At 59.4% G+C, this 12,733-nt stretch carries 13 protein-coding genes; 10 read left to right on the top strand and 3 right to left on the bottom strand.

Going from position 1 to position 12,733, the window contains the following annotated elements:
* The first annotated feature begins 76 nt into the window (after window positions 1–76).
* The 3 genes from betA to TG4357_RS05335 all read left to right on the top strand — a co-directional run bounded on the left by betA (window position 77) and on the right by TG4357_RS05335 (window position 3,189).
* Window positions 77–1,735, top strand: coding sequence for a choline dehydrogenase (gene betA / locus TG4357_RS05345; RefSeq protein WP_058261838.1), 1,659 nt, complete (start codon window positions 77–79; stop codon window positions 1,733–1,735).
* A gap of 78 nt (window positions 1,736–1,813) precedes the next feature.
* Window positions 1,814–2,821: an amidohydrolase family protein gene (locus TG4357_RS05340; protein ID WP_058261837.1), complete on the top strand. Its 1,008-nt coding sequence runs from the start codon at window positions 1,814–1,816 to the stop codon at window positions 2,819–2,821.
* Between the two features lie 128 nt (window positions 2,822–2,949).
* Complete coding sequence (locus TG4357_RS05335; RefSeq protein ID WP_058261836.1) at window positions 2,950–3,189, top strand: HP1242/YdcH family protein; 240 nt, start codon at window positions 2,950–2,952, stop codon at window positions 3,187–3,189.
* A 107-nt stretch (window positions 3,190–3,296) separates the two neighbouring features.
* On the opposite strand, the gene TG4357_RS05330 is transcribed toward TG4357_RS05335, so the two are convergent.
* Window positions 3,297–4,694 carry a helix-turn-helix domain-containing protein gene (locus tag TG4357_RS05330; RefSeq protein WP_058261835.1) on the bottom strand — a complete coding sequence of 466 codons (1,398 nt, stop codon included), beginning with the start codon at window positions 4,692–4,694 and terminating at the stop codon, window positions 3,297–3,299.
* Between the two features lie 92 nt (window positions 4,695–4,786).
* Complete coding sequence (locus TG4357_RS05325) at window positions 4,787–6,001, bottom strand: multidrug effflux MFS transporter (protein WP_058261834.1); 1,215 nt, start codon at window positions 5,999–6,001, stop codon at window positions 4,787–4,789.
* 182 nt (window positions 6,002–6,183) lie between these two features.
* Between TG4357_RS05325 and TG4357_RS05320 the strand changes: the two genes are divergently transcribed.
* The 7 genes from TG4357_RS05320 (at window position 6,184) to TG4357_RS05295 (ending at window position 12,071) form a co-directional block, all read left to right on the top strand.
* Entirely contained in the window at window positions 6,184–7,716 is a 1,533-nt protein-coding gene (locus tag TG4357_RS05320; protein WP_058261833.1) for an acyl-CoA carboxylase subunit beta, read from the top strand.
* A gap of 72 nt (window positions 7,717–7,788) precedes the next feature.
* A complete protein-coding gene (locus TG4357_RS05315) occupies window positions 7,789–8,139 on the top strand; it encodes a hypothetical protein (RefSeq protein ID WP_058262387.1) in 351 nt (116 codons plus the stop codon).
* A complete protein-coding gene (locus TG4357_RS05310) occupies window positions 8,132–8,545 on the top strand; it encodes a DUF6497 family protein (protein WP_074647006.1) in 414 nt (137 codons plus the stop codon). Before TG4357_RS05315 ends, TG4357_RS05310 begins: the two co-directional genes overlap by 8 nt.
* A gap of 214 nt (window positions 8,546–8,759) precedes the next feature.
* Complete coding sequence (locus TG4357_RS19660) at window positions 8,760–8,903, top strand: hypothetical protein (protein ID WP_168370969.1); 144 nt, start codon at window positions 8,760–8,762, stop codon at window positions 8,901–8,903.
* A gap of 84 nt (window positions 8,904–8,987) precedes the next feature.
* Complete coding sequence (locus TG4357_RS05305) at window positions 8,988–9,335, top strand: hypothetical protein (protein WP_058261831.1); 348 nt, start codon at window positions 8,988–8,990, stop codon at window positions 9,333–9,335.
* A gap of 355 nt (window positions 9,336–9,690) precedes the next feature.
* Entirely contained in the window at window positions 9,691–9,897 is a 207-nt protein-coding gene (locus tag TG4357_RS05300) for a hypothetical protein (protein ID WP_058261830.1), read from the top strand.
* Window positions 9,898–10,022: 125 nt separating this feature from the next.
* Entirely contained in the window at window positions 10,023–12,071 is a 2,049-nt protein-coding gene (locus TG4357_RS05295) for an acetyl-CoA carboxylase biotin carboxylase subunit (RefSeq protein ID WP_058261829.1), read from the top strand.
* A 123-nt stretch (window positions 12,072–12,194) separates the two neighbouring features.
* Here the strand turns inward: TG4357_RS05295 and TG4357_RS05290 are convergent, their stop codons facing one another.
* Window positions 12,195–12,638 carry a DUF4174 domain-containing protein gene (locus TG4357_RS05290; RefSeq protein ID WP_058261828.1) on the bottom strand — a complete coding sequence of 148 codons (444 nt, stop codon included), beginning with the start codon at window positions 12,636–12,638 and terminating at the stop codon, window positions 12,195–12,197.
* Window positions 12,639–12,733: the final 95 nt, after the last annotated feature.

Genomic DNA, 12,733 nt, shown 5'->3' with positions numbered 1-12,733 from the left:
GAATGTAATGCCGGGCCGCATCGGCGCGCCCGTACGACCCGCCAAGCCGACTTGGGGGGCAGCCTGAGGGACTGAAATGGAAGCGGATTATGTGATCGTGGGCGCGGGCTCTGCCGGGTGCGCCATGGCCTATCGGCTCAGCGAAGCCGGAGCCAGCGTGCTGGTCATCGAATATGGCGGCTCGGATGCCGGGCCTTTCATCCAGATGCCGGCAGCGCTGAGCTATCCGATGAATATGGGGCTTTATGACTGGGGCTTCCAGTCCGAACCCGAACCGCATCTGGGCAACCGCCGCTTGGTCTGCCCGCGCGGCAAGGTGATCGGCGGATCGTCCAGCATCAACGGCATGGTCTATGTGCGCGGCCATGCCTGCGATTTCGACCATTGGCGCGACAGCGGTGCGGCGGGCTGGTCCTATGCCGATGTGCTGCCCTATTTCAAACGGATGGAAAGCTGGCATTCGGGCGGCCATGGCGGCGACGCCGCTTGGCGCGGCAAGGACGGGCCGCTGCATGTGACCCGCGGCCCGCGCCGCAACAAGCTGTACCATGCCTTTGTCGAAGCCGGGCAGCAGGCCGGGTATCAGACCACCGCCGATTATAACGGGGAAAAGCAAGAAGGCTTCGGCCCGATGGAACAGACCGTGTGGCGCGGGCGGCGCTGGTCGGCGGCCAATGCCTATCTGAAACCGGCCTTGCAGCGGGACAATTGCGAATTGCTGCGCGGGTTGGCCCGCCGGGTGATCATCGAAAACGGTCGCGCCACCGGGGTTGAAATTGAACGCGGCGACAAGGTCGAGGTGATCCGCGCCCGCCGCGAAGTGGTCATCGCCGCCTCGTCGATCAATTCGCCGAAATTGCTGATGCTGTCGGGGGTCGGCCCGGCCCGGCATCTGGCCGAACATGGGATTGACGTGGTGGCCGACCGCCCCGGCGTCGGTGCAAACCTCCAAGATCATCTGGAATTCTATTTTCAAATGGCAGCCAGCCAGCCGATCACGCTGTACAAATACTGGACCCTGTTCTGGAAAGGGGTGATCGGGGCGCAATGGCTGTTCACCAAGACTGGGTTGGGGGCCTCGAACCAGTTCGAAAGCGCCGCTTTCATCCGCTCCAGGGCGGGGGTGAATTATCCCGATATTCAATATCATTTCCTGCCAATGGCGGTGCGCTATGACGGGCAGGCGGCGGCAGAAGGGCATGGGTTTCAGGCCCATGTCGGGCCGATGCGGTCGCAATCGCGCGGAACTGTCACCCTCAACAGTACCGAACCGCAGGACAAACCGCAGATCCGGTTCAATTACATGAGCCAAGAAAGCGATTGGAAAGATTTTCGCACCTGTATCCGGCTGACCCGGGAAATCTTCGGGCAGGAAGCGTTCAAACCCTATGTGCGCCACGCGATTCAGCCGGCCGCCACACTGCAAAGCGATGACGAACTGGACGGGTTCATCCGCGAACATGCCGAAAGCGCCTATCATCCCTGCGGCACCTGCCGGATGGGGGCTGCCGACGATCCGATGGCCGTGGTCGACCCGCAGGCGCGGGTGATCGGGGTAGACGGGTTGCGGGTGGCCGACAGTTCGATTTTCCCACGCATCACCAATGGGAACCTGAACGCGCCCTCGATCATGGTCGGCGAAAAGGTCAGCGATCACTTGCTGGGCCGTGGCATGTTACCCCCGGCGGGCGAAACCCCCTGGATGCATCCCGATTGGCAGACGAAACAGCGCTGAACGCGCCGCAACGTTACGGAATCGTTGCCCCGTAGGCATCTGTCTTCATAGTCTTTTCCCAAAAGGGAGAGGACCAAAATGCGTTATCCAGAAAACCTTGAGGCCTGGCATGATCAGGTCCGCGAAGACATCATCGACCCGGATCGTGAAATCACCGACCCGCATCATCACTTCTGGTCCAACAGGTTGGGCAGCAGCTATGAACTTGATGATTTGTGGGGGGACACTCAGGCCGGGCATAACGTCACGCGAACGGTCTTCATCGAATGCCGCTCGGGCTATGATCCCGACGCGCCGAAACCCTTCGCGCCGGTTGGGGAAACCCGTTATGTCGCCGCCATCGCCGCCGAAGCGGCAAAACAGCCCGCCAAGGCGCAGATCGCGGGCATCGTGGCCCATGCCGATCTGCGGCTCGATCCCGGCCTGCTTTCGCAAGTGCTTGAAGCGCATGAAGCGGCTTCACCGCTATTTCGCGGCATCCGTCATGCCGGGGCCTGGGACGAAGAACGCGAAAGTTTCATGTTCCAGGGTCAGCCGGTCCCGCATCTCTATGTCGATCCCGATTTTCAGCGTGGTGTGCGGGCCTTGGGGGCGCGCGGGCTGACCTATGACACCTGGCATTTTCATCCGCAAAACGGTGAATTCCTGGACCTTGCCAAATCCTGCCCGGACACGACAATCATCCTGAACCATTTCGGCACCCCTGTCGGCACCCACCGTTTTGCTGGCAAACGCGAAGACCGCTTTGCTGAATGGCAGGATGAAATGGCCGCCATCGCCCGATGCCCCAATGTGGTGGCCAAGCTGGGCGGGTTGGCGATGCCGGTCAACGGTTTTGGCTGGAACGGGCGGATCACCCCGGCCACGTCCGATGAATTGGTCGCGGCGCAGGCGCAGTATTACCACCACATGATCGACGTTTTCGGCCCCGATCGCGCAATGTTCGAAAGCAATTTCCCGGTCGACAAGCTGTCGATCGGTTATGTCAGCTACTGGAACGCGATGAAAAAAATCGCCGCCCGCTATGACGACGTGGCGCAGCAGGCGTTGTTTTCGGGTACCGCGAACAGGATTTACCGGTTGTAAGCCTTACGCAAAGCCGCCAAAAGGCAGGCCACAAGTGGACCGGCCTTTTGGCCAATTGATCCGTGTCAATGTTGCCGCGATCCGCTCCGGTTACGGTCCGCAGCGATATATATGAAGGAGACAGCGCGATGTCGAATACCCCCCATGAACTGCACGAAGAATTCCCTGAATTCGGCGAAAAAATCCACGCCCTCAAGGTCAGCGACCAGCATTTTGTCAAAATGGCTGAGGAATATCACGAACTGAATGGCAAGGTGCATCGCGCCGAAACCAATGTCGAACCGCGTGAAGAACTGTCCGAAATGGATTTGCGCAAGCGTCGCGCGGCGCTGAAGGACGAAATCTACGCTTATCTCAAAGCCAACTAAGCGTTGACGACTAGACGAAGACGGGGCGGCAGGTTTTGCCGCCCCTTTTTCATGGGGTCACGCGGATTTCCTGCCCGGATCAATCCCGCACAGGGATGACAGCCGGCTTATTCCACCTTGTAAGGCAACAAATCGCGTTCGTTGGCGTCAATGCTCAACCGTCGTTCCAGCGGCGGGACAGATCGTTGATGACATGCGGTGCGGTCGCAGATGCGGCAGGAAATGCCGATCGGTTCATAGGCCAGCGGGTTGTTCAGATCCAGATCGTCGCCATAGACCAGATCAGCAGCATGGCGCACCTCGCAGCCCAGTGAAATCGCGAAGCGGCGCACCGGTGCGCCGAACGATCCGCCCGATTTCGACACGTCCCGCGCCAGGCTGATATACCGCACACCATCGGGGGTTTCGGCCAACTGGCGCAGGAAACGACCGGGGGATTCGAATGCCCGATGCACGTTCCACAATGGGCAGGCGCCGCCGAAACGGGCGAATTGCAGCCGGGTGGCGGAATGGCGTTTTGTGATGGTGCCGGCCTGATCGACCCGGACAAAGAAAAACGGGATGCCCTTGGCGCCGGGGCGCTGCAAAGTCGACAATCGATGCGCCACCTGTTCGATCGAAGCCCCGAAGCGATGCGACAACAATTCCAGATCGTGCCGGGTGTCCTGTGCCGCCGCCAGAAAGGCCCCGTAAGGCATCAAGGCCGCCCCGGCGAAATAATTCGCCAGCCCGATCTTGGCGATGGCGCGGGCTTCTTCGGACTGAAACCGGGCAAAATCCAGCGTCGCTTCCAGCAATTTATCCTGCTGCATCAAGGCAATCTGCAACAGGAGCTGAAAGGTCTGGGTTTCCGGGGCCATTCGCGACGACAGCGTCAGGGTGCGGTTGTCGGGATCGAAGCTGCGCACCTTGGCCTTATCGTTGAAATGGATCGTCATCCCAGTCGATTTCAGCGTTTTGAGCGCATGCAACCGGATGCCGCCGGGCCCCGCCTGATCGGAAAAATGTTCCGCCGCGCGGTCCACTGCATCGATGTAATTGTCGCAATAATGAAAGAAATCGCGCACTTCATCCCACGGGCTGGGTTGGGTCCGGCTGTCTTCGCGGCCCAACGCTTCGTCCAACGAGGCCAGCCGTTCATGGGTCTGCCGGTAAGCCCGGTGCAGGTCCAGAAACGCCCGCGCCAGCGCCGGCGCATTCGATGCGGTCAGCCGCAGATCGGCCAGAGGCGGCATATTGTCGGCGAAAACCGGGTCGGCGATCGCTTCGCGCATGTCGCTGACCAACCGTTCGCTGTCGCCGGTCGACAATTCGGTGACGTCGAACCCGAATTCCTGCGCCAGCGCCAGAACGACCGTGGTCGATACTGGCCGGTTGTTGTTTTCCATCTGGTTCAGATAGGGCAGCGACACGCCCAGCTTGGCGGCGAATTCCTTCTGCGTCAGCTCCAGCCGCAACCGGGTTTCGCGCAGTTTGGCACCGGCATATAGTTTTTGAGTGGCCATGATGACGCCCGGTTGAGTTTACAGATTTGCGATTGAGCTATCGTAGATTTGCAAACCCGTCAGCGCAAGGCCAAGCGCCACCGGCAAAAGGATCAAAGCCCCATCTTGCGTTCCCGCTGGATGACAAGCCGGATGCAAAGAACCGACGCGATCGATGTTGTTGCCATCAGGCCGATCAACGGCAATTCGGTCGTTCCTGGGCTCAGCAATACCCCGGCCAGTGCAGACAAGGCCGCGCCGCCGCCGATCATCATGGTGCCGCCCAGACCCGACGCGGTGCCGGCCAAATGTGGCCGCACCGACAACATGCCGGAGGTCGCGTTGGGAATGGTCATGCCATTGCCAAGACCGACAAAAACCATGGTGCCGTAAAACAGCACCGGGTGGCTGAACCCGGCCAGCGTGATCAACAGCGAAACGATCAACCCGGTCGAGGTGATCGAGGTGCCGAACAAAATCATCCGGTTGATCCCCATACGGGCGGAAAGCTGGCCAGAAATGAAGTTTCCCAGAAAATACCCGATGCCCGGCGTGGCGAAATACAGGCCCAGGTTTTCCGGCGTCAGGTGGAACACTTCGGTGCCGACAAAGGGACCACCACCCAGATAGGCGAAAAATGCCCCCGCATTCAGCGCCGCGGCCATGCTGTAGCCCCAGAACCGGGGGGACGTCAGCAATTCGGGGTATTCGCGGAATTGCTGACCAAGCGAATTGCCGCTTTTCTGCGCCGTTTCACCCAGATCGAAATAGATCAAAAGGAACAGCGCCACGCCACAGATCAGCAGCAGCACAAAAGACGCATGCCAGCTGAACAGGGTTTCCAGATAGCCGCCCAATGCCGGGCCCAGCATGGGAACTAATGACATCCCCATGGTGACATAGCCCATGATCGAAGCAGCCCGTTCCGCCGGGAACATGTCGCGCACCACCGCGCGGGACAGCACGATGGCCACCGCGATGACCGCCTGAAGCATCCGAAATATCATGAACATCATGCCGCTGGTGGACAACAGGCACCCAAGGGTGGCCAGACAGAACAACCCGGTGCCCCACAGGATCACCGGACGACGGCCGTATTTATCCGACAGCGGACCAACGAAGATTTGCATTACGGCATTGATCGCCAGATACAGCGCGACCGACAATTGCATGAACCCATATTCGACCCCGAAATAGTCGGCCATACCGGGCAGCGATGGCAGAAAGATATTCATCGCCAAAGCAGATATGCTGGCCAGGGAAATCAGGGTTACGATATGTGGTGCGGTCGTGGAGTCCAGAAATCGGACCCGCGCATTATTATCCATGAGAAAGAGTTATCGTCTGAATTCATTCGAAGTCCAGCACCGCGAAAAAGTTGACGCAGCGTAATTCGCAAATTTGCAATTAGCTATGCCGCGACTGCCAACTGTTTGCAAATTTGCGGAATTCCGCTTTGAGTTGGTCGGCGCAGCCCCTATACCCTAGTGCAAATCAAAAGGGGTCCGCCATGAAAGATATTCTTGAGGAATTGGAAGAACGCCGCGCCGCAGCCCGTCTCGGGGGCGGTCAGCGCCGTATCGACAGCCAGCATTCAAAGGGCAAGTTGACCGCGCGCGAACGGATCGAACTGCTGCTCGACGAGGACAGTTTCGAAGAATTCGACATGTTCAAGGCGCATCGCTGCACCGATTTCGGCATGGAAAAAGACAAACCCGCGGGCGATGGCGTGATCACCGGCTGGGGCACGATCAATGGCCGCATGGTCTATGTGTTCAGCCAGGATTTCACCGTCTTCGGTGGGTCTTTGTCCGAAACCCACGCGGAAAAAATCTGCAAGATCATGGATATGGCGGTGCAAAACGGTGCGCCGGTGATCGGGTTGAACGATTCCGGCGGGGCGCGGATCCAAGAAGGCGTCGCATCGCTTGCCGGCTATGCCGAAGTGTTCCAGCGCAATATCATGGCGTCGGGTGTGGTGCCGCAGATTTCCGTCATCATGGGCCCCTGTGCCGGTGGCGCGGTCTATAGCCCTGCAATGACCGATTTCATCTTCATGGTCCGCGACAGTTCCTACATGTTCGTCACCGGTCCCGACGTGGTGAAAACCGTCACCAACGAACAGGTCACCGCCGAAGAGCTGGGCGGCGCATCGACCCATACCAAAAAATCAAGCGTTGCCGACGGCGCCTTTGAAAACGATGTCGAAGCGATGGCCGAAGTGCGTCGCTTGGTCGATTTCCTGCCGCTGAACAATCAGGAAAAACCGCCGACACGCCCGTTCTTCGATGAACCTGGCCGGGTCGAAGCCAGCCTCGACACGCTGGTGCCGGAAAACGCCAACACGCCTTACGATATGAAAGAACTGATCCTGAAAATCGCTGACGAAGGCGACTTTTACGAAATTCAGGAAGAATACGCCAAGAACATCATCACCGGCTTCATCCGTCTGGAAGGTCAGACCGTCGGTGTGGTGGCGAACCAGCCAATGGTTCTGGCTGGCTGCCTCGATATCGACAGTTCGCGCAAAGCAGCGCGGTTCGTGCGGTTCTGCGATGCGTTCGAAATCCCGATCCTCACCTTGGTCGACGTGCCGGGTTTCCTGCCGGGAACCAGCCAGGAATTCGGCGGTGTCATCAAACATGGCGCAAAGCTGCTGTTCGCCTATGGCGAAGCGACCGTTCCCAAAGTCACCGTGATCACTCGCAAAGCCTATGGCGGTGCCTATGACGTGATGGCCTCGAAACACCTGCGCGGCGATTTCAACTATGCCTGGCCGACCGCAGAAATCGCGGTGATGGGGGCCAAGGGCGCGACCGAAATCATCCATCGCGCCGATCTGGGCGATGCCGACAAGATCGCGGCGCACACGGCGGATTACGAAAGCCGTTTCGCCAATCCCTTCGTCGCCGCCGAGCGTGGTTTCATCGACGAGGTGATTCAGCCCAAATCGACCCGTAAACGGGTCAGCCGTGCCTTTGCGTCGCTTCGCAACAAGAAGCTCAGCAATCCGTGGAAGAAACACGACAACATTCCGCTGTGATCGCTGGTGAAGCCGTTTGCAACATATCAGGGCGCTGCCCGGCTTTTGGTCGGGCGCAATAGGGGGCGCACGATGACCCGCGACAACTGGCATATCTTGCGGGACGGGCCGGTGCTGACTTTGGCCCGTCGCCTGCCGGTGCGGTTCGATTTTTGCGTCGATACGCAGTTTCCGGTATGTGGACGCTTGCGTCTGGCCCGGCAAATACGGCAAGATATGTGGCGTAGCTTACAGACATTGAACGGATTCGCCCCGGTTATCCGGGTCGAACGGGCCGGGGATCGGTTGCAGGTTCGCGCAGGCGGGCAGGTCGACCGGGCATTTCCCCGACAGAAATCCGAAGATATGTTGTCGGCGCTGCTCAGTGATCCCGCGTATCGGGCCCGTTGGGTCGCCTATGCTGGCGGAGGCCGCCATGCATGACTTGATCAAGGTATTCGCCGCGTGCGGAGGTGTCCTTTGCTGGACCAGCGCGGCCACGGCGGTAGGGCAAGAGGAGGCCCTGACCGCCGTGCCCTCCGGATTGCAGCTTACCTTGCTGGATCAGTTCATCGAAGCACAGCCCGACGGCACCGCATGGGCGCGGTTCCGCTTCGTGGTGCCGGAACTGGCCGACGGGGTCCGCTATGACCGGGTCGAAAGCGATTTCCCCCATCTCTGCGCCGAATTCGCGCTGCCGCAATTGCACACGGCCGGTAAAGCGGTGTCGCAGATCGTTATTTCGATGTCTTCCAAGGCGTTGGAATTCGGCAGTACCGATCCCGAGGTGATCCAGTTTTTCGAAGCTTTCAACGTCGAAACTGGCCGCTGTATCTGGGAGGGTTTTTGATGTACCCACAAGATGTTGCGCAGTTTTCTTCACGTCACTTGGGTTTTGAGGCTTTGCCGCCACAGCCCCCGCGTATCGGTGCCGCCACGTATCAAATTAGGTCCTTTTCGACTATGTTTCTCAAGGGGCGTCGCAGAACGGCCCCAAGTTCATATTGGGGGCAGCCAGGGTTCAGAAGCCCTGATTTGTCGTTCCAAGCAGACAGGAGAAACAAATGTCGAGCATTATCAAAACTGTTCTGGCGTTGGGCCTGGTCGCCGTCGTGGCGGCCTGTTCACAGCCGGAACCCGAAGAATACGTTATGGTCACGCCCGAACCTATTTCGGTCGAACCGGTTTACACCGGCAAATACAAATAATCGGGGCGCTGGCCTTGTAAAGCAGGAACAGGCCGGGAAACGGCCTGTTCCAGTCTGCCCGCCCCGAACCAGAGGGAGCAGACCATGCTGAAACACCGCGGATTCCCGGGCCGTATGCCCGGCACCGATTTCCAATTCATCATCCGCCGCGCCAATCCCAAGGGCGTCACGCCGCTGACCCGCCGGGACCGTTACCGGGACCGCAAATCGGTGGACCGGCGCGTCGATGCCACCTTTATAAAAGCCCTGTGGGAACATTTCGGCGATCAACCGTTCGAACGCGGCAATCTTGATGCTGGCCGGTTAAGCTGGCTGTTCGGGCGCGAAGTGATTCCCGCCGAAGACCCGTTCGATCCCGCCAGCTATGACGCGCTGCTGGTGATCGACGAAGCCCGCGCGCGCGCGTCTTTCCCCGAAGCATTCGAGGATTGATCGGCATGAATTTGCACAACCCTCACCAACTTGCGCGGGAAACAGCCCAAATCGACGCACCGCATAAGGGCGGCTTGGCGCAGTCGCACAACTGCGCCAGCGTGGAATCCGTAGCCACAGTTCATCGCAAGTGGGCTGTGACTCGTGTTCTATACTGTTACCCTTCCCCTTCTGGGCGGTTCGGCCTGCGTCATGGCCGACCGCCCGTTTTTTTCGGCGCGTGGATGTTCGAAAAAAACGTTTATAAGCAAAGTTTTGCGCATAAATCCCCGGCCCGAATTCGGGGCTTGGACAATGTCCCTGACTTGGTCAATTTGATCCCACACTCAGCATTGGGAAAAAAAGGCCAAGCATCATGCGATCAAAAAAATGGATCATTGCACTCCTCGTTTGCGGCGGGCTTGCCGCCTGTGGTGACACGTTCGGGGAACGGGCGCTTATCGGCGCCGGCACGGGCGTTGCGGGCGCTGCCGTGCTTGACGGCAACCTTGCCGCCGGTGCGCTTGTCGGCGCGGCGGCCAATGTCGCCTATTGCGAAAGATACCCTTCGCGCTGCAACTGAGCAGCCAGGGACGGCCTTCGGGCCGATTGAGATTGTAAACCCCATCGCGGCCCCGTGCCGTGGTGGGTTTTTTGTTGCCATTGCCCCGGGCCTTCCCGGCGGCCAAGTACCGGAAGGGACGAAAAATGTTCAATAAGATCCTGATTGCGAACCGGGGCGAAATCGCCTGCCGTGTGATCAAGACCGCCCGCAAGATGGGCATCCAGACCGTCGCGATCTATTCGGATGCGGATAAGCAGGCGCTGCATGTCCAGATGGCCGACGAAGCGGTGCATATCGGCCCACCGCCCGCCAACCAATCCTATATCGTCATCGACAAGGTAATGGAGGCGATCCGCGCCTCGGGCGCACAAGCGGTGCATCCCGGCTATGGGTTCTTGTCGGAAAACAGCAAATTCGCGCAGGAACTGGAAGCCGCAGGCGTCGCCTTTGTCGGCCCGCCGGTCGGTGCGATCGAAGCGATGGGTGACAAGATCACCTCGAAAAAGATCGCTCAGGAAGCCGGCGTTTCCACTGTGCCCGGTTACATGGGCCTGATCGAAGACGCCGAAGACGCGGTCAAGATTTCCAATCAGGTCGGCTATCCGGTGATGATCAAGGCTTCCGCCGGTGGTGGCGGGAAAGGCATGCGGATCGCGTGGAATGACGAAGAAGCCCGCGAAGGCTTCCAAAGTTCCAAGAACGAAGCCGCCAACAGCTTCGGCGATGACCGGATCTTCATCGAAAAATTCGTGACCCAGCCGCGCCATATCGAAATTCAGGTGCTCTGCGATACCCATGGCAACGGTGTTTATCTGGGCGAACGCGAATGTTCGATCCAGCGCCGCAATCAGAAAGTTGTCGAAGAAGCCCCCAGCCCGTTCCTGGACGAAGCCACCCGCAAGGCGATGGGCGAACAGGCCGTCGCCTTGGCACAAGCGGTCGGCTATGCCAGCGCCGGCACGGTGGAATTCATCGTCGATGGCAACAAGAATTTCTATTTTCTGGAAATGAACACCCGTTTGCAGGTGGAACATCCGGTGACCGAACTGATCACCGGTGTCGATCTGGTGGAACAGATGATCCGCGTCGCGGCAGGCGAAAAGCTGACCATGACCCAGGACGATGTGAAACTGACCGGCTGGGCAATCGAAAACCGGCTTTACGCCGAAGATCCCTATCGCAACTTCCTGCCCTCGATCGGGCGTCTGACCCGGTATCGTCCGCCGGTGGAAATGGCCGCAGGTCCGCTTTTGACCAATGACAAATGGCAGGGTGAAGCGGCTGCGGGCGCTCATGCCGTGCGCAACGATACCGGCGTCTATGAAGGCGGCGAAATCAGCATGTATTACGACCCGATGATTGCCAAGCTTTGCACTTGGGCCCCGACCCGGGCCGAAGCGATCGAAGCAATGCGCAACGCGCTGGACGGGTTCGAAGTCGAAGGCATCGGTCATAACCTGCCGTTCCTGTCGGCGGTGATGGATCATCCGATTTTCATGGCTGGCGAAATGACCACGGCCTTTATTGCCGAACAATATCCTGATGGGTTCGACGGCGTCGAATTGCCCGGCGATACCCTGCGCCGGATCGCCGCCGCCGCCGCCGCCATGCACCGGGTCGCCGAAATCCGCCGCACCCGGGTGTCGGGCCGGATGGACAATCACGAACGCCGTGTCGGCACCGAATGGGTGGTCACGCTTCAGGGGCAGGATTTCCCGGTGCATATCGATGCCGATCACGACGGATCGACGGTCAAATTCGAAGATGGCGGTTCCTTGCGGGTGGCCAGCGATTGGACCCCGGGCGATCAACTTGCAGAAATCACCTTTGACGGCCATGAAGGATTGGTGCTCAAGGTCGGCAAAATCTCGGGCGGGTTCCGCATCCGCAGCCGTGGGGCCGATCTGAAAGTCCATGTCCGCAGCGCCCGTCAGGCCGAACTGGCCCGGTTGATGCCGGAAAAGCTACCGCCCGATACTTCGAAAATGCTGCTCTGCCCGATGCCCGGCCTGATCGTCAAGATCAACGTCGAAGAAGGCGAAGAAGTCCAAGAAGGGCAGGCGCTTTGCACCGTCGAGGCGATGAAAATGGAAAACATCCTGCGCGCCGAGAAAAAAGCGGTGGTCAAGAAAATCAACGCAGCGCCGGGGGATAGCTTGGCGGTTGACGAAGTGATCATCGAGTTCGAGTGAGGGCATGAAGGCTTGTGGTTCAAACAAGACCGGGGCCGCCGTCATTGGCAGCCCCCGGCTTGACCGGTCGGGGGCCGCACGTTCCACGCAGTGGGACGGGCGCCCGATCTTGGTTGATCCCGGCTATTCCTTGCCCAGCTCTTCGCGGATTTCCTGTTGCCGCGTTGGCCATTTGTCGATCGACCGGGTGATTTCGCGCACCGTCCATGGGGCGGGTTTGCGCAGCTTCACCTGGCCGTCCTTATCGACCAGCGCCAACATGAACCCGCGCGGGCGCAGTTTTTCGCGCAACGCGCTTTTACCGGTCGGGTCGGTATCGGTCAAAACCACCACATCGCGGATGGTCAAACCGTCCACATCCGCCGCCAGATACCGCATCTGTTCGACGAAACGCGGGTCGGCGGGGCTGTCAGAGAAAACCACGACGGGCCGCTTGAGCCACAAGAATTGCTCCAGCGTGACCTCGTCGCTCTGTGCCGAAAGCGTCTCGGGCAGGGTGGCGTCGGTCGCCATGGCCCAGCCGGGTAGGGCGATTAATGCAGCAATTCCAAATATTCGCGTGATCATGGGGCCTCCTGTTGATCAAGATATAGGTATCCCGGCCCCAAATGCGAATGACAATTTCACGGCGGACCCGCAGTTTCGCGGCGATCCCCTTACAT

Source organism: Thalassovita gelatinovora (assembly GCF_001458355.1).
GTDB lineage: Bacteria > Pseudomonadota > Alphaproteobacteria > Rhodobacterales > Rhodobacteraceae > Thalassobius > Thalassobius gelatinovorus.
Note: the sequence above shows the minus strand (reverse complement) of the source record. Positions and strands in the feature narration are given on the sequence as shown.